The 16354-nt window shown below is 38.9% G+C and carries 17 protein-coding genes and 1 other RNA gene; 10 read left to right on the top strand and 8 right to left on the bottom strand.

Translation table 11 applies throughout. The features are described from left to right. Positions 1-10 precede the first annotated feature (10 nt). Positions 11-655, top strand: coding sequence for a thiamine phosphate synthase (gene thiE / locus ACRPLY_RS02925; RefSeq protein ID WP_028413507.1), 645 nt, complete (start codon positions 11-13; stop codon positions 653-655). Between the two features lie 27 nt (positions 656-682). On the opposite strand, the gene ACRPLY_RS02920 is transcribed toward thiE, so the two are convergent. From ACRPLY_RS02920 to ACRPLY_RS02910, 3 genes are all read right to left on the bottom strand, one after another. Then, positions 683-1111, bottom strand: a complete 429-nt coding sequence (locus ACRPLY_RS02920) for a pyridoxamine 5'-phosphate oxidase family protein (RefSeq protein WP_013082985.1) — start codon at positions 1109-1111, stop codon at positions 683-685. 147 nt (positions 1112-1258) lie between these two features. After that, a non-coding RNA gene (gene ssrS / locus ACRPLY_RS02915) (6S RNA) lies at positions 1259-1436 on the bottom strand. A gap of 109 nt (positions 1437-1545) precedes the next feature. After that, positions 1546-2166: a hypothetical protein gene (locus tag ACRPLY_RS02910; protein WP_034265740.1), complete on the bottom strand. Its 621-nt coding sequence runs from the start codon at positions 2164-2166 to the stop codon at positions 1546-1548. A 153-nt stretch (positions 2167-2319) separates the two neighbouring features. On the opposite strand from ACRPLY_RS02910, the gene ACRPLY_RS02905 reads away from it, so the two are divergent. Further along, complete coding sequence (locus ACRPLY_RS02905) at positions 2320-2772, top strand: helix-turn-helix transcriptional regulator (protein ID WP_432231532.1); 453 nt, start codon at positions 2320-2322, stop codon at positions 2770-2772. 27 nt (positions 2773-2799) lie between these two features. Here the strand turns inward: ACRPLY_RS02905 and ACRPLY_RS02900 are convergent, their stop codons facing one another. Both ACRPLY_RS02900 and ACRPLY_RS02895 read right to left on the bottom strand, forming a co-directional pair. Next, the gene (locus tag ACRPLY_RS02900) at positions 2800-3990 is read right to left on the bottom strand and encodes an anti-sigma factor (RefSeq protein ID WP_432231531.1); all 1191 of its coding nucleotides are present in this window, start codon (positions 3988-3990) and stop codon (positions 2800-2802) included. Further along, on the bottom strand, positions 3987-4481 hold the full coding sequence (locus ACRPLY_RS02895; RefSeq protein ID WP_013056868.1) for an RNA polymerase sigma factor: 495 nt from the start codon (positions 4479-4481) through the stop codon (positions 3987-3989). The genes ACRPLY_RS02900 and ACRPLY_RS02895 overlap by 4 nt, the downstream gene beginning before the upstream one ends. 421 nt (positions 4482-4902) lie before the next feature. On the opposite strand from ACRPLY_RS02895, the gene ACRPLY_RS02890 reads away from it, so the two are divergent. The 4 genes from ACRPLY_RS02890 to ACRPLY_RS02875 all read left to right on the top strand — a co-directional run bounded on the left by ACRPLY_RS02890 (position 4903) and on the right by ACRPLY_RS02875 (position 9119). After that, complete coding sequence (locus ACRPLY_RS02890; protein WP_013056869.1) at positions 4903-5133, top strand: YkvS family protein; 231 nt, start codon at positions 4903-4905, stop codon at positions 5131-5133. 156 nt (positions 5134-5289) lie between these two features. Next, positions 5290-6180, top strand: a complete 891-nt coding sequence (locus ACRPLY_RS02885; protein WP_014460283.1) for an ATP-binding protein — start codon at positions 5290-5292, stop codon at positions 6178-6180. Positions 6181-6191: 11 nt separating this feature from the next. Further along, a complete protein-coding gene (locus ACRPLY_RS02880) occupies positions 6192-8108 on the top strand; it encodes a vWA domain-containing protein (RefSeq protein WP_165635975.1) in 1917 nt (638 codons plus the stop codon). A 99-nt stretch (positions 8109-8207) separates the two neighbouring features. Then, on the top strand, positions 8208-9119 hold the full coding sequence (locus tag ACRPLY_RS02875; RefSeq protein ID WP_033578861.1) for an EamA family transporter: 912 nt from the start codon (positions 8208-8210) through the stop codon (positions 9117-9119). Positions 9120-9155: 36 nt separating this feature from the next. On the opposite strand, the gene ACRPLY_RS02870 is transcribed toward ACRPLY_RS02875, so the two are convergent. After that, on the bottom strand, positions 9156-12260 hold the full coding sequence (locus ACRPLY_RS02870) for a glycoside hydrolase family 2 TIM barrel-domain containing protein (RefSeq protein ID WP_432231530.1): 3105 nt from the start codon (positions 12258-12260) through the stop codon (positions 9156-9158). Between the two features lie 138 nt (positions 12261-12398). On the opposite strand from ACRPLY_RS02870, the gene ACRPLY_RS02865 reads away from it, so the two are divergent. From ACRPLY_RS02865 to ACRPLY_RS02850, 4 genes are all read left to right on the top strand, one after another. Beyond that, positions 12399-13217 (top strand): AraC family transcriptional regulator, encoded by an 819-nt coding sequence (locus tag ACRPLY_RS02865; protein WP_224980575.1) that lies wholly within the window; start codon positions 12399-12401, stop codon positions 13215-13217. A gap of 147 nt (positions 13218-13364) precedes the next feature. Then, positions 13365-13841 (top strand): site-2 protease family protein, encoded by a 477-nt coding sequence (locus ACRPLY_RS02860; protein ID WP_028413498.1) that lies wholly within the window; start codon positions 13365-13367, stop codon positions 13839-13841. 157 nt (positions 13842-13998) lie between these two features. Continuing rightward, positions 13999-14481: a GNAT family N-acetyltransferase gene (locus ACRPLY_RS02855; protein ID WP_165635978.1), complete on the top strand. Its 483-nt coding sequence runs from the start codon at positions 13999-14001 to the stop codon at positions 14479-14481. An 18-nt stretch (positions 14482-14499) separates the two neighbouring features. Continuing rightward, the gene (locus ACRPLY_RS02850) at positions 14500-15285 is read left to right on the top strand and encodes an ABC transporter ATP-binding protein (RefSeq protein ID WP_028413496.1); all 786 of its coding nucleotides are present in this window, start codon (positions 14500-14502) and stop codon (positions 15283-15285) included. 1 nt (position 15286) lies between these two features. Here ACRPLY_RS02850 and ACRPLY_RS02845 read toward each other — a convergent pair whose 3' ends face one another. Together ACRPLY_RS02845 and ACRPLY_RS02840 are read right to left on the bottom strand one after the other, a co-directional pair. Beyond that, the gene (locus ACRPLY_RS02845) at positions 15287-15481 is read right to left on the bottom strand and encodes a hypothetical protein (RefSeq protein ID WP_013056879.1); all 195 of its coding nucleotides are present in this window, start codon (positions 15479-15481) and stop codon (positions 15287-15289) included. Positions 15482-15582: 101 nt separating this feature from the next. Next, positions 15583-16125 carry a GNAT family N-acetyltransferase gene (locus ACRPLY_RS02840; RefSeq protein ID WP_028413495.1) on the bottom strand — a complete coding sequence of 181 codons (543 nt, stop codon included), beginning with the start codon at positions 16123-16125 and terminating at the stop codon, positions 15583-15585. Positions 16126-16354: the final 229 nt, after the last annotated feature.

Genomic DNA, 16354 nt, shown 5'->3' with positions numbered 1-16354 from the left:
GAGCCGGAAAATGACAAACGAAGAAATCAAAAAGCTGCTGCAAGTTTATTTTATAATGGGCAGTAATAACTGTAAAAAAGATCCGAAAGAAGTATTAAAAGAAGCAATTGAAGGCGGCGTTACCGTGTTTCAATTTCGTGAAAAAGGCGAGGGTGCCCTAAAAGGAGAAGCGAAATATCAGCTGGCGAAAGAACTTCAGCAAATTTGTCAGCAGCACAGCGTTCCTTTTGTTGTGAATGATGATCTTGACTTAGCGATCCGCTTACAAGCGGATGGCGTTCATATTGGACAAGAAGATGAAAAAGCTCATATTGTTCGAGAAAAAATAGGAAAAGGAATTGTGGGCGTCTCTGTTCATAATATACAAGAGCTGCAGCAAGCCATAAAAGACGGGGCGGATTATGTAGGAATGGGACCTGTTTTTCCTACTTCTACAAAAAAAGATGCAAAAGCAGTGCAAGGTACAAAATTAATTGAAGAAGTGCGAAACCAGAATATTGACTTTCCAATTGTAGGAATCGGTGGCATCACGCCTGAAAATGCCAAACAAGTAGTAGAAGCAGGTGCAGATGGTGTTTCTATTATTACCGCGATTAGCTTAGCAGCGTCTCCAAAAGAAAAAGCAGCTCAATTGAAAGAAGCGGTAGGAAAATAAAAAAAGCGCACAGTGTGCGCTTTTTTATTATAGCTGAACGGTTTGAGGAGTTTCTTCGCCTTCATTCATAAAGCGAATTTCGTTTGGTGTAATTTCCAGAACAACATACTCAGGGTCATTTGGACCGTCAAACCATTCTTTCATGTGATCGTTCCATATACGTCCTTTTAATTGATCACCGGTACGAAGAACAGCTGTCCCGGATAATTCTAAGTATTGATCGCCATATCCTTCGCCGCTGTAGCCTAATAGTACGTGCACGTTCGGATTGGCTTCGATTTCTTCTGCCTTATGTGTATTGATATTTGTTGGTGTGTAAAGAGCGATACCATCTTCATCGCTGAAAAATGTCATATAGCGAGAGTGGGGTTTGTTGTTTACAACTGTGGCTAATGTTCCTACACGATTTCCTTCTAATACTTCATTTACTTTTTTAGCAATTTTTTGTTCATTCATTTTATCCATCTCCTTTATTACTTTTTATGTTCCTCAATCGAAGATAAATAAAACATACATGTCTAAAAAAAATATAAGTTAACAATAAAATAATTATGTAAACTAATAAATAAAAAAATAAAAAAAGCTAGCTACAGCTAACTAAAAAATAAGCCCGCACTGCCGTAACCCTAAGTGTCTTAAATACCCAGATCTACTAGGTGGGTGCCCTCATAGCCGGGTTTAGCGTCCCAAGAAGGGCGTGCTATCTGCAGCTAAATTTTGAGCTCCCTTTTAACACTCAAAGGTTTAAGACAACATGAGTATACGCACAGCGCAGGTATGTATAACAAATGTAAATAAAATGCCGATATATAAATGTTTTCTAATTAATCAACTTTCATCGTACAAGAAATGATTATAACGGAATAATGAATGGAACGCAAGACTTTTATTTAAAGTTTTTCTTCTCTAACATCTTGGCGGTTATGCCGTAACAAAATAAAAAAAGGGCCCGCAACTGGAATGAAACATAAGAGAAGGTAAGGCCGGGATGCTATCTTTTCTTTTGTCATAACGGAATAAGAAAGCCACGTTAAAACAAAAAAATCAGCGGTCATCACGCTAACAAGCTGTGACTGCATAAAAGCATCTTCATAAGCTCTTATTGAACCTATGGATAGTCCGTATACGTAACCAGCAATCGTGAGTGCTAAGCATAGTCCAATCCATAGACGAGAAGAAATGATGGCAATGAAACGTGAAGGAATACGCGAACGTGTTCGAACTTTTTGTCCTTTCCAATGATAATAGAACAAAAGAGAAAAAGCTCCAAGCGCAAATGATAGGAGAGAAAATGGCCATCCAGGCAGTTTGTACGTATCTTTTTTACAAATCATTACCATGAACAATACTGGGAAAAGTCCTAAAAAAGAGAATACCATAACTACGAGCGGATCTACCTGTTGAAAATTTCCTGTGACAAGGTTTTTAAACAGCATATCATCAGCGGCGCTTGCTCCCGGAGCTAGCAGAAAGGCGTATAGTACAAGCATAGTCCATACAATGATGTACATATTCTCAACTCCTTTTAATTGTTTTAGTATACAAAAACCATTTCAGTATATTTCCCCGTTTTGTGATGAAGGGAAACGCTTGAAACTCTTCTTTAATTAGGTGTAATATTACACTAAAGACATGTGCGTGTATAGAAAGAAAGGGCTGTAAAAATGGATAAACAAGAAGTGATTAAATCCGTATCGGATAAAATACGATTAATTCGTTTAGAAAGAAACTATTCACAAGACAGAATGGCTGAAGTTATTGGTATTTCAAAAAAAACATTGGTTCAAATTGAAAAAGGGCGCACGGAAGCAGGGTGGACGACCACTATTGCAGTATGCGGTTTGTTTCGTGACAGTGAAATCCTTCAATCGGTTTTAGGAGACGTCCCCTTAGAAGTAGTAGAAATCATTGCTCATAACGGCGTATCTTCTCCAAAAGATAAAACGCTCGGAGGAAGAGTATGGTGGAAAGAGATTCAAAAAGAAGGTTCTTTTCGTCTGCAGCAAAATATGATTAGTCAGCACTATCGTATTTTAGATGACCAAGACTATCGATGGTTTAGTTCATTTGATAAAAGCGAAGCTGTAGAAAGGTTTGAAGAATTAACGAAGAAATAAAAACAAGCACTTGTTTTCAAGTGCTTGTTACTGATTCATTAACGTGCCGGATGAAGGGCGGTTGAACCAATTCCATAGCTCTACATCTCCAAGTGACGCGTAGGTGATAGACGGATCATTTTTTAATTTCAGCAGCTTTTTGGTAGGTCCTGTAATCACAACGCCGTACACACTGACTCCATGTTTCTTTACATAAGAATATCGCTGCTTTAGCAACAAATCGGAATGGTCTAGCTGACGAACTTTTTGGACTGTTTCTTCATTATCGGCTAATAGTTTCATCATATTTAAAACGTTCGACTTGCTAGTAGAGTGCGTTTGATTTCCTTTGTGCTCGTAAGGCAAGTCTAAAAACTCTGGAAAACCAAATGTTGATGTTAAGTCAATTAAGGGCTCATCTTTTGTGCTTGTTTTTTGTTCGTTCCCTGTATTAAGCGCGTACCAAGAGGTAGAAAAATCACGGCTGTCGATGGCGTTCATTTTTTGCTGAACTTCTTTTAGCGAATACGTATCATCAAAAGAAATAGCCACTTCGCTTACCGTTCCTTTTGGTAGATTTTCTAATGCATTCCATGTTTCATTCGTCCATTCCTTATACTCTTTTGCATGTAGCTTTAGTTTTTTTTGATCAGGATAGACAAAGGAAAGGTTAAGGTCGTATTTACCGCCGGAAAATTCTTTTTCTACACCGCTCGTTTTATCAAACAGCTGATGAAATGTAAACGTCCCAATGGCCTGCTCTTCACGTCCAATTTGCTTATAAGCGTCCATTTGCGACTGCATTCGGAAAAAGGACTGTGTATCAGAAGTGGTTTCACGTATATGAACGTTCGGAAAAGCAGATTCGATAGCCGCTTGATTGACGCTATTTATGTATTCGGTTTTTGATTGATGATAATATACAATGGATAAAAAGCTGCCAATCATCCATAGCAGAACGACAGAGCTAATGACAGTTGTCACATTTGAAAGGCGCTGCTTCCATTTGGCCATATAAATGGACTTTTTCACTTTTTTATTATCCAACATCGTATCGTCATTTAGTGAAGTAGTTGATGGAGTTGGCGATAACGGTTCATCTTCGGTTAGCAAGTGCTCTAAATGAGCTGAGCATGCTTCACAATTTTCCGTATGTTGTTCAAGTGTTTCTGCTTCTTTGTCTGTCAAAGTGCCGTTTTTATATTTTTCCCATTGATGCTTCATATCTTGACAGCTCATCCGTCCTCTTCCTTTCTTTTTTTCAATTGTTGACGACCACGATACAAGTCCATTTTCACTTTTGACAGAGTAAAGCCAGTCATTTCTGCAATCTCTTCATATGTGAAGCCATGATAATCTCGTAACAGTACAATATTCTGCTTAGCCGGAGGCAAAGCAGATACATCAGAAAGCCAGCCGTCGATTTCACTTTGAATCATCACTTGTTCTTCAGCACTTGGCTGAGGAGTAAAGTGCCATTCTTCTATTTCGACAGTAGGGCGTTTTTTTTCTTTTCGATACCAGTCAATAAAGGCGTGATAAGCAATTTTGAACAGCCAAGGCTTTACTTCCTCGCCTTTATACGTTTCTAAGTGTAAAAGTGCCCGGTAAAAGGTCTCCTGCATTAAATCTTCCGCTGATTCTTTTCTGCGAGTAAGAGAGAGAAGATAGCGCAGCAAATCATGCATGTGCTGTTTATAAATGTGTTCAAAGTTATGCTGTTGTGCCATTTTCTCCCCCTTTCATTTAATCAACGCAATTTGTGGATAAAAGTTTCGGTTTTTTTATCAAAAATCGTATGTAATAGATAAAAGATGCTTAAAATACGATATATAGCTTATCATACTAAAAAGAAAATCATATGAAATTCGACATAATTCCGTGTAATTTGTCATTTTTTTAAAAAACTAAAGGGTAATTGGTGTTCGAAGGAAACAGAAAATGTTATGATAGAACAAGGATGTGCTCTTACAAAAAACAGCTACATACATAATAAAAAATACAGCGTTTGTTTGCAGAATGAAAATGGACAAACACATGGTGTTTAACCATCGATGTTTGTGGGAAAATAAACTAAGTATTTTCAACAAAAAGTAAATTAAATTGTGTTTTCACTTATAAAAAACACGGTAAATTGGAAAAGGTGGGGTCATGATGGACGTAGAAAATACACAAGGTACAGAAGAACAAGCACCTAAAGTCAAGGCAGCTAAAGTTGGCGATACGATTCAGCCTAAAAAAGGCGACTATAAAGGATTTAAAGGAATTGTTATGGTAGTGCGAGACAATTCGGTTATCGTAGATTTTGGAAAAGATGCTGAAACAGGCGAATCCATGAAAACAGTCGTTAATCATAAAAACTATAAAATCGTAAAAAAGTAGGTGAATAACCTACTTTTTTTTACTGAATATATGTTTAAAGACGGCGATTTTTCTACCGGAAACCTTAGAGAAACGCATAGGTAAAGCAATTCTTTGAGAAGAAGAATGTTTTTTAGTAAACTATAGAAAGTATGCAGAAAGAAAGGATTTTTTGTTATGTCAATTCAATTATCACAATTATCATTACCAAAAGAGGTTCTTTCGCTTTTAGCGAATCGTAAATATGAAAATCTGTCTCATGCTGATCAGCTATTAATCGGAAAAGGCGGCTATACAGCAGAAGAAGCAGATATTTTAGAAGATGCCATTATTGCCTTGTCACTAGGGAAAAACGTACTTTTAAAAGGGCCAACAGGTTCAGGTAAAACAAAGCTTGCTGAAACGCTGTCGCATTTATTTTCTCAGCCGATGCATAGCGTTAACTGCTCGGTTGATTTAGATGCAGAAGCGCTGCTTGGCTTTAAAACAATTTCTGAACAAGAAGGGAAAACAGGTATCGAGTTTGTAGAAGGACCTGTTATTCAGGCAATGAAAAAAGGCCATTTATTATATATTGATGAAATTAACATGGCGAAACCTGAAACGCTTCCTATTTTAAACGGGGTACTTGACTACCGGAAAATGATTACAAACCCATTCACTGGAGATGTAGTGCGCGGTCAGCAAACATTCGGCGTAGTAGCGGCTATTAACGAAGGGTATGTTGGGACTGTTCCATTAAACGAAGCGTTAAAAAATCGTTTTGTTGTTATTGAAGTGCCATATATTCAAGGGAGCAGCTTAAAGCAAGTTCTAATGTCTCAGTCTCAGTTAAAAGACGAAAAATTAATTGATAAATTTGTCACGCTCTCCGCAGATTTAATTACTCAAGTTCAAAGCGGCCATGTATCAGAAGAAGCTGCGTCCATTCGTGCGCTTATCGATACGTGTGATTTAGCTCTTTATATGCCGCCTCTTCGCGCGATTAAACGCGGTATTATTGAAAAGCTAGAAGATGAAAGGGAAAAAGCCGCCATTCAAAATATTGCTGAAACATTATTTGAGTAAGGAGTGGCGCTATGCGATTTATTAAATTTAACGACAAAAATGTAGATTCCTTTCTCTATATGGAGCTGGCAGATTTAACGAAAACATTAACAAAAAATGATGAAATTGAAGTAGAGTATCGCGTTTCATCTTATTATGATCCTGTACACGGCATTATTTATCTCAGTCACTTTTGGGATAACCGTCCAGAAGAAGACAAAGTGTACGGCTTAAAAAGTGATGTGTTTTTAAGAAGTATTGGAAGCTATAAGCATTCAAACTTCAAAGAAATTAATGCATATTTAAAGAAAATAAATAAAACCTCGGTACCTAGCTTAGCTAAGCAGCTGTTTATGCTGTTTGAAGATATTCGTTTAGAAGAAGTATGCAAACGCGAACGTCCTGGAACGAAAAAAGCCTTCGCCGTCAGAAGGGAGCTCTATAGAAAATATTTTGCTACACAAATGAGTGCAAATTTAACAAAAAGCGTGTACACGGATGCACTTTTTAACGGCATTTACTTGCTATTAACGGCTGAAAATCCGTTTGAAGAAATTCCTTCAATGAGTGAATCGATTAACTTAGCGATGCCTTTTATTCGCAGACAGCTAACAAATGTATATGAAGCGAAAACAACAAAAGACGTATCGCGCATCTGCCTTGAACTCGTAGATGTTTTTGATGATATTATCGAAAAAGATATGCTTAATACTTATTTCTTCTTGGCTGAACTTCAGTATGATCAGTTAGAAGAAGGGTTAACATTTGAAGATTTAAAACGCAAAGATTCATTAGTGAACGATGATATTTTAGAACATGAAAAAGACGGAGATGAAGACATTCACGAAGAGAAAATGGAAATGTGGCATCGAGAGACAAGCGAAGCGACGCAAAGTTTTCTGCAGTTTGATATGGATCAAGGTTCAAAAACAGATATGTTAGGCGATGGGGTTCGTGAAGGCGACGATGGAGATCAAGCAATGGGCATGGTGCAAGGATCTTCTCAAAAAACATCCCGGAACGATTATTCTCAAATCGAAGCCATGGAGCAAACGCATCCGGAAAAAGACGGGGAAGCGGATTATGAGTATGGGAAAGAAAATAAGCATGCCTATGCTGTGTTTGTAGATTCTAAACTTCCAAGCGACGATCACGTTGTTCAGTATGATGAGAATAAAAAAATCATTGCATCGTATCAAAAAAAATTAAAGCAAATGATTGAAAAAACGCTTGAACATAAAAAAACGCTACCTAGAAGCGAGCTGCACTTTGGCCGATTAAATAAAAAACTTCTAAAACTATGGACGGATGATAATCCTCGTTTGTTTTATAAAAAAGATGAAGATTCTGCCCAAATTGATGCTGTGTTTTCTCTTCTAGTTGACTGTTCGGCATCGATGTACGACAAAATGGATGAAACGAAGCTCGGGATTACGCTATTTCATGAAGCGTTAAAGTCTGTTATGGTGCCTCATCAAATTGTTGGATTTTGGGAAGATACAAATGATGCTACTGAAACAAGCCAGCCTAACTACCTGCAGACGGTGATGGACTTTCAAGCATCATTAAAGCGTAAAAGCGGTCCTGAAATTATGCAGCTTGAGCCTGAAGAAGACAACCGTGATGGATTTGCCATTCGCCATATGACACGTCGCTTGCTTCAGCGTTCTGAGCAGCAAAAGTTTTTACTTGTGTTTTCAGACGGTGAACCAGCCGCTATGGGATATGAACAAAATGGTATTGTAGATACGCACGAAGCGGTATTAGAAGCACGCAAGCACGGAATTGAAGTCATCAACGTCTTTTTATCCAACGGGGAAATTGATGAAGGACAGAAGAAAACCATTCAAAATATGTACGGGAAATATAGTATTCTAGTACCAAACATCGAAGAACTTCCCGATGTGCTATTTCCTTTACTCAAGAAATTACTTCATAAAAGCATTTAAAAAAAGTCGAAGCATATTGCTTCGACTTTTTTTGCTATTGACCGTTAATGCGGAGGGAGGTAAGTTAAATATATATGAAAAAGAGAGAAGGAATGGTAAGTGGAAGGAGTTCAAACTTCATCTAAAAGAGCGTGGGGGCTGCTGCTTGTAATCATTGGTGCCACGATGTGGGGAGTGTCTGGCACGGTAGCTCAATATTTATTTCAGCATAAGAGTTTTAACGCAGAGTGGCTGGTCGTCGTTCGTATGTTAGTATCTGGATTGCTGCTTTTGGCAATAGCCTCTAAGCAGCGCAATATTTTTGCAATTTGGAAAACAAAAGAAGAGAGGACTTCGCTGCTTTTGTTTGGTGTAATCGGTATGCTCGGCGTGCAGTATACATATTTTGCAGCTATTGAAGCAGGTAACGCTGCTACAGCTACAGTGCTTCAATATACGTCGCCAATATTTATTATTGGCTATTTAGCCGTGCAAGCAAGAAAGTGGCCGGTGAAAGTAGAAATGATTTCTGTTGCGCTCGTCATAACGGGGACATTTTTTCTTGCAACAAGCGGAAATTTTAACGAGCTGTCTATTACAGGATGGGGGTTGTTTTGGGGGATTGGAGCAGCTGTGACGTCTGCTTTTTATACGCTTCAGCCTAAACGTCTTCTTGCAAAATGGAGCTCAGTTGAAGTAGTAGGCTGGGGAATGGTGATAGGCGGCGTAAGTTTTTCATTTATTCATCCGCCGTGGCATATAGCCGGTGAGTGGTCGCTATTGTCGCTGTGTGCGGTGCTATTTGTGATTATCTTTGGAACGCTCATTGCCTTTTATTGCTACTTGGAAAGTTTGAAGCACATTAGCGCTTCTGAAGCCATTGTTCTTGCGTCAGCAGAGCCTTTGTCAGCAGCCGCGCTATCTGTTCTATGGCTTCATGTGACTTTTGGGTGGACGGAGTGGCTAGGTACAATTCTTATTATCGCTACGGTATTTTTGCTTTCTCAGCGAAAGCCAGAGGTGACATCATAAGTAAAAAGGACTTTCATTTGAAAGTCCTTTTTATTTTTATAGAGGTTTTAGCGTAAACGTGTTTGTATACGAGCGGTTGGCGTATAGTGTGTAATCAGGGTGTGTTTTAGCTCCCCAGCTGTCGTCTCCGCCAACGCCCATTTGCTTGTAGTTAACCCGCACGGTTACGGAATCGCTTAACGGCAATTTGTAAAAATGATCGTAAGCCTCCAGTTCAAAAGGTGAGTAAGGTAAAGCATTCAGCTCGACTGTTGGCAAACCTTTTAGTAAAAAGCCGCGTCCTTGATCGTTTGTAATAGTTGCCCATCTAACGTCCGTTTTGTTTCCGCATTCTTGAGGGCGTAAATACGGTGTAACTTGCTCTTTTACACTGCCTTTATGAAGGCCAAGCTTAGCGCCAGTTTTACGATCCCAATAATTTTCATGAGGGCCTCTGCCGTACCATGTTAAAGAATCAAAAGCCGCATCCATCGTAAACAGCATCCCAATTTCAGGAATTTCAGGCATTGCCTCAGAAGGTGCTAAAGATTGTTCAATCTTCATTTCACCATCGTTATATAGCGTATACGTTACATAGCAAGAAGCAAGAGAGATGTCTAAAGCTAGCTCAACCGAAATGATAACAAAGTCAATTTGCGGTTGAACACTTACTTTTTTCACGTGCTGCTCTAAACTTGCTTGACGCCACGTTTGACATCTTTCATGCAATTTATTGCCGAGGTCATTATCGGTGACTGCGCGCCAAAAGTTCGGACGGAAACCCGATGCAAGCAGCTCGGTATGCTCATAGTTGTAAGAGATAAACTGCCCTTTTTGCTTGTCAAAAATAGCCGTGAAGTTAGTTCCTGTAACCGTCAGCGTTTGTTCGTTTTGGTCAACTGATAAAGCAGGATAAACAGCTTTTACTGAAGGTACAGCGGTTTTGGCAGGCAGTACAAACTGTTCGTACGCCACTTCATATCCAGCTGAAGCCCAGGCTGTATCTTTGGATAATCTGAGAGAAAGAGTTAAAACAAATTCATCAGTTTCGTTTTCTTGCTCGTAAAGAGGATAAGAAAGCGTCAGTTCGTCTGTACTATCAGGAGCTACATTTAAAAGAGACGCATGTTTTTCAAGTAGTTCACCGTTTTTTTCAACAGTCCAAACAAAATCATAGGCGTTCAAGTTTGTAAACAGGTGTTTGTTTTGAACGGCAAACTTTCCTTTAGAAGCGTCTACTGCTGTCCACTTTACAGGCTGATAGCATTTTTTTACTTCTGCAATTTTCGGGCTAGCTGTCCCATCAGCAAAGATTAAGCCGTTTCCGCAGAAGTTGCCGTCGTTAGGCGTATCACCAAAATCTCCGCCGTAAGCTAAGTAAGAAGTACCGTCTACTGCTGTTGTTTGAAGAGCTTGATCTTTCCAGTCCCATATAAAACCGCCTTGCAAGATTGGATATTGATCGAACAGCTCCCAGTATTTGTATAGATTTCCGCAAGAATTACCCATCGCATGACTGTATTCACACAGAATATAAGGTTTTTTCGGATTCATTAAAGCATAGCGCTCTACATCTGCTGGGTTAATGTACATCGTGCTTTCTATATCAGAAGCATCATAGTCGCGGTGATGGAAGATTCCTTCATAATGAACAAGTCTCGTGGAATCTTTCTCTTTAAAAAAAGTATACATATGCTGAAAGTTTTCTCCGCCAAATGATTCATTGCCAAGCGACCAAATAATAATAGAAGGGTGGTTTTTGTCACGTTCGTACATCGAACGACAGCGATCTAGTACGTTTTCTTTCCATTCTGGCTTGCTTCCTGGAACGGCTTTTTGTTCGCCTTCTTGTAAATAAGTCCACGTTCCGTGCGTTTCTAAATTGGTTTCATCAATCACGTACAGTCCGTATTCATCACACAGCTCATACCATACTGAATCGTTAGGGTAATGGGATGTACGCACCGCGTTAATATTATGCTGTTTCATCAGCAAAATATCGTGAATCATGTCTTCGCGTGTGATGCCTGCACGGCCTTTTACTGAATCAAATTCGTGGCGATTTACTCCTCGAAGTACAATACGCTTGCCGTTGATTGTCATAAGGCCATTCTTTAGTTCAAACGTACGGAAGCCGACTTTACAGCTTTCCGTTTCGATAATAGAACCAGCAGCATTCTTTAAGCTGAGTACAAGGGTATACAAATTAGGACTTTCTGCGCTCCATTTTGCAGGGCTTTTAATGTGTGTACGTAAGGACGCTGTATATTGATCGCTCACACTTACATTTGTTTGCAGCGGAGCTTGTAGTACTTCATGGCCATTCGCGTCATACAGCATGACTTCAAATGTTAGATCTTGAGTATCGTGCTGAAAGTAATTTAAAATATCAGCTGAAACGCTAAGTTCACCATCTTCGTAGTTGTTATCAAGCGACGAACGAACGCTAAAGTCATAGATGTGAACCGGTGGAGTAGAGTACAGATACACATCTCGGAAGATGCCGCTCATTCGCCAAAAATCTTGGTCTTCAAGCCAGCTTGCGTCACTCCAGCGATATACTTCTACTGCTATCGTATTTTCACCATCTTGAAGATAAGAAGTTATATCAAATTCAGCTGGAGTAAAGCTGTCTTCGCTGTATCCAACAAACTCACCGTTAACCCAGACGTAAAAAGCAGATTCGACGCCTTGGAAGCTGACGTACACCGGCTGATTTTTCCATTCTGATTTAGGTGTAAAAGTACGGACGTACTGACCGACAGGGTTATATTTAGTCGGTGCAAAAGGAGGTTCGAGGTTTTCGTTTTCAACCCAAGGGTATGTCACGTTTGTATATTGAGGATAGTCATATCCTTGCAGCTGCCAGTGTGAAGGAACTGAAATAGAGTCCCATTTCTTATATGAAAATTCAGGAGCGAAAAAGTTTTTGACGCGGCCATCCGCATTTTCAGCAAAATGAAAGTACCAGCTTCCATTTAAGCTTTGGTAGTAAACAGAAGATTTTCTATCATTTTTTAAGGCCTCTTCGACCGTTTGATAAGGCATTAGTAAAGCGTGTGCTTTCGAACGGTTCAATTGAAAAATTTCAGGGTTGTTATTCCATTCAGGGTATCCGTTTGCAGGTGCTGTATAATTAAATTTTTTGCCGGTTTTTAACATGTCGATCCCTCATTTCTAGATTACTAGGTTATTAGTTTATATGAAAATGATAACGTTTTCTGAAAACCCTATCAATCTAATTATTTTCATGATAATATAACTATATTCACATAAAAAGGAGGAAGTAATGTGGACCGTATGTACTTTCCGGCTCTTTCAGATGAAGATATGAAACTGCCATTCTATGTTACAAGCGCTGGAAGCTGGAGACATCAAACGCATATTAAACGTCAGGGAGAGTTTCCTGATTATCAATGGATTCAATGTATAAAAGGAAGAGGCGAGCTTCGTGTAAACGACGAGGTTTATATTATAAAAGAAAATGAAGGGATGTTTCTGACGCCGCATGTTCCGCACGAATACTACCCCATTACAAGCGAATGGCAAGTATGCTGGGTTTCTTTTAATGGAAGTGTAATTGATGATATCATGCTTTCTCTTCAATTTATTAATTCCGGAAAAATCGTCCTTACACATGCTGAAAGCCTTTATAGGATGCTGCAAGAGCTAATGAATTTGTTAGAAGAAAATCATACCTCTAGCACCATGAAGTGCTCTGAACTACTATATAGCGTCATTTTGAAACTGCGCCAAGACAGCGTATATATAGAAAGCAAAAGTCGCTTGCAGCAAATTACTCAGCTAAACCCAGTCCTTCGCTATATTGAGGAATATTATCATCAGCCGCTAACGCTAGAAGTACTGGCGAAGCAGCTCAACGTAACAGAGCAGTATACGTGTTTGCTTTTTCAACAATCTCTTGGTATCCGGCCGTTTGAATACGTAACGCGCGTCCGAATTCAAAAAGCAAAGAAACTGTTGCTTAAAAACAACCAAATCTCTGTACAAGATATAGCAAGACAAGTAGGGTATGAACATCCAAGCTATTTTATCAAGCGCTTCAAAGAACAAGAAAACGTGACTCCAACTGTTTTTCGGAAAATGTATTTTTCATAAGTTACATACATTGGGTTTTATCTAGGTTATAAGAAATGATGTGGATGCTAGTTATTTCGTATGAGTTTTAAAAAAAGAATTTAAATGTAGTTTTAAGTAAAAACGGGGAGGAAAAGTAGAGAGAAGAAACAAAAAGGAGGGATAAACGTGTTTGGGTTAAATGATCTTCCAAAGTTTGTGTGGTCATTCTGTCTTGTATTGCCACTTGTATCATTTGTTCATCAGCTGGGGCATTCCGTCATGGCAATTATTTTCGGAGGGAAGGTCGATTTTACTATTGGGCGGGGGAAAACGATTCTTAAAATGGGGAAGTTTAAAATTAAGTCAGTCTATTTTCTAGACTCGTTTTGTAAATATGAAAATCTTAAGAACGACAGTCGCTTTTCCCATGCAGTGGTGTATGCGGGCGGTGTACTGTTTAATTTACTTACTATTTTTATAATAAATGGATTAATTATGGCTAATATTCTGCCTGAAGATATATTTTGCTATCAATTTGTTTATTTTTCAGTCTATTATGTTATTTTTTCACTGCTGCCAATTCAATATACAGAAACATCTGCAAGTGATGGACGTGCTATATATAACGTATTACGGTACGGGAAAACGTGTGATCCAGATTAAAGGGCTGTGTGTAGCAGCCTTTTTTGGTGCCTTTTTCTGTTTCATTTAAATAAAAAAAGGAAAACTTTACGAAAAGAAAATAGTAGCGGATAATAAAGATAGTAGATGTTGGAATGGAAGAAAGGAGAGGATTTATACGATTATTGAGACAGAGCGAATGACGCTGCGAGCTATGGCTGAAAGCGATGCAGGCAATTTAATGAAAATATTTGAAGATGCTGAAGCAATGAAGTATTATTCTTCTACTAAAAATGAACAAGACACATATCGCTGGATTCAATGGATGAAGCAGCATTATCAAACATATGGCGTTAGCATGTGGATCGCTGAAGATAAACAGAATCGAGAGTTTCTAGGGCAGTGCGGCATGGTTCTTCAAAAAGTAGACGGCAAGGTAGATCCAGAGCTTGGCTATTTATTTTTACGCAGCTGCTGGGGAAAAGGCTATGCGAGTGAAGCAGCAAAAGCTTGTTTAGATTATGGCCTTCATACGCTGAAATTTCATAAGATTATATCATTGATAGATCCTCACAATTATCCATCGATTAAAGTGGCTGAAAGAATTGGCATGAAAAAAGAAAAGCAAGTTAACAAATGGGATAAATCATTATTCTTTTATAGTATATATAATGAAAAATGAGAGTAAAGGAGTGTTAGCATGATCAACATTAACAACGTTTCGGTAAAACGAGCAGAAAAAGAAATTTTAAAAAGCGTGTCGTGGTCAGTGGAAAAAGGGGAACATTGGTGTTTGCTTGGGTTAAATGGTTCCGGAAAAACGACGCTTTTAAATATCATCAACGGATATATTTGGCCTACAAAAGGGGAAGTAGAAGTTCTTTCAAGGAAATTTGGAGAAACAAATCTGTCTGAGCTCAGAAAAGAAATTGGATGGGTAAGCTCTTCGCTTCAACAGCGGTTTCGAGATGACGATACGGTTGTAGAAATGATTTTAAGCGGAAAATTTGCATCTATTGGGTTATATGAACAAGTGGAGCAAAAAGATATGAACCAAGCCATAGAATTAATGAAGCTGCTAAATTGCGAAGATTTACAAAATCAGGCCTACGGAACACTTTCTCAAGGAGAGCGCCAGCGAGTGCTAATTGCTCGAGCTCTTATGGCTTCACCAAAGCTTTTAATACTTGATGAGCCATGTACAGGTCTAGATATAATGGCCCGAGAACAGCTTCTTCAGCTGATTGCAAAAATGGCAGAGCAGCCAAATGCTCCTACGCTTATTTATGTTACTCACCATGTAGAAGAAATTTTGCCTTGCTTTACCCATACGCTTTGTATGCGCCAAGGAGAAGTGTTTTCTTCTGGAAAAACGAAAGACCAGCTCACTGAGCCGCATCTTTCTAAATTTTTTAATCACTCCGTAGAGATTCAGCAGCAGAAGGAACGCACTTGGCTGTCATTAAAAGAACCGGTAAAAAGCTGAGCTAGCGTCGAGAAACCTTCTTACATACCATGGGAAAAAGAGCGCTGCTTGCAATGGAAACAAGCTCATTGTGGAGATAATGTTTACATGCTACATAAATAGTGGTGCTGCAAATAATATCAATGAGTAAAAAAGCAGCAATGTCATGTTTATCAATGGTTACAAATACAAAAGAAGAGGAATCATAAGCTGTCATCGTTGGCTCCTTTGGTTATATCGTTATGTTACTTTATTCACAAAAGGCTTGGGCTATACGAACTTTTAAAGAAGTACGATGATGACAGCTGATTCTCTCCTCTAAAGCTGATAATACTCTTGTTCGAGTATACTCATGATAATATCTGTCTGAAATGCTTCTTCAATAAAAGCACCTTCACGCTCTATTCCTTCTTTTACAAAACCGCATTTTTCATAACAAGCAATGGCTCTATGGTTGTATTCGAGCACTCGTAAATCGACTCTGTGCAAGTGAAGGTGTTCAAATGCGTAGGCCAGCACCAATTTTGTAACTTCAGTGCCGAGCCCTTGATTCCAAACGGAAGAATCGAATAAACCAATAGCATATCGTGCGCGCCGGTCGTACTCGTTAACGGTCAGCCGGGCTTCTCCAACAAACTGCTGCTGATATTCAACACACCAATTCAGCTTTTGAGACTTTATGTACTCGACGTGCCGCTTGGCATCTTGTAATGTAAGAGGTTTTAAGTTTCGGGTATCGCCTCCGTACATACGAATAAGCTCTTTTGTTTGCTTGCACGCTAGATAGTCATGTACATCGCTGTCTTTTGGTTTTCTTAGTATCACGTTTTTTCCTTTTAAAAGTGGTGAAACATTATTCATTTGATGCATCCTTTCTTTCCCAACATTAAAAAGGTATTCCACTTGTCTCCTAAAAAAACCTGCTTTTATGTACAAAAAGAGGCTGGAATAAAAGGATTTTAGACAAAGTGAAAAACGAACCATTGATCAAGATGTTTGATTCGTGGTTCGTTTTTTTTGTTAGGGTAAACATAGGTTTCATGTGTGTAAGTCTTTCTAGCAGTTGATTGGAGGGCAAGGCGAAGACTCC

The organism is Priestia sp. TGN 0903, assembly GCF_050846855.1.
Lineage (GTDB): Bacteria > Bacillota > Bacilli > Bacillales > Bacillaceae_H > Priestia > Priestia zanthoxyli.
Note: the sequence above shows the minus strand (reverse complement) of the source record. Positions and strands in the feature narration are given on the sequence as shown.

Coding starts and splice junctions, on each gene's coding strand:
- ACRPLY_RS02870 (WP_432231530.1), bottom strand. CDS start 12,260: ATGTTAAAAACCGGCAAAAAATTTAATTATACAGCACCTGCAAACGGA.
- ACRPLY_RS02920 (WP_013082985.1), bottom strand. CDS start 1,111: ATGAATGAACAAAAAATTGCTAAAAAAGTAAATGAAGTATTAGAAGGA.
- ACRPLY_RS02910 (WP_034265740.1), bottom strand. CDS start 2,166: ATGTACATCATTGTATGGACTATGCTTGTACTATACGCCTTTCTGCTA.
- ACRPLY_RS02840 (WP_028413495.1), bottom strand. CDS start 16,125: ATGAATAATGTTTCACCACTTTTAAAAGGAAAAAACGTGATACTAAGA.
- ACRPLY_RS02900 (WP_432231531.1), bottom strand. CDS start 3,990: ATGAGCTGTCAAGATATGAAGCATCAATGGGAAAAATATAAAAACGGC.
- ACRPLY_RS02905 (WP_432231532.1), top strand. CDS start 2,320: ATGGATAAACAAGAAGTGATTAAATCCGTATCGGATAAAATACGATTA.
- ACRPLY_RS02895 (WP_013056868.1), bottom strand. CDS start 4,481: ATGGCACAACAGCATAACTTTGAACACATTTATAAACAGCACATGCAT.
- ACRPLY_RS02885 (WP_014460283.1), top strand. CDS start 5,290: ATGTCAATTCAATTATCACAATTATCATTACCAAAAGAGGTTCTTTCG.
- thiE (WP_028413507.1), top strand. CDS start 11: ATGACAAACGAAGAAATCAAAAAGCTGCTGCAAGTTTATTTTATAATG.
- ACRPLY_RS02890 (WP_013056869.1), top strand. CDS start 4,903: ATGATGGACGTAGAAAATACACAAGGTACAGAAGAACAAGCACCTAAA.
- ACRPLY_RS02865 (WP_224980575.1), top strand. CDS start 12,399: ATGTACTTTCCGGCTCTTTCAGATGAAGATATGAAACTGCCATTCTAT.
- ACRPLY_RS02850 (WP_028413496.1), top strand. CDS start 14,500: ATGATCAACATTAACAACGTTTCGGTAAAACGAGCAGAAAAAGAAATT.
- ACRPLY_RS02880 (WP_165635975.1), top strand. CDS start 6,192: ATGCGATTTATTAAATTTAACGACAAAAATGTAGATTCCTTTCTCTAT.
- ACRPLY_RS02855 (WP_165635978.1), top strand. CDS start 13,999: ATGACGCTGCGAGCTATGGCTGAAAGCGATGCAGGCAATTTAATGAAA.
- ACRPLY_RS02845 (WP_013056879.1), bottom strand. CDS start 15,481: ATGACAGCTTATGATTCCTCTTCTTTTGTATTTGTAACCATTGATAAA.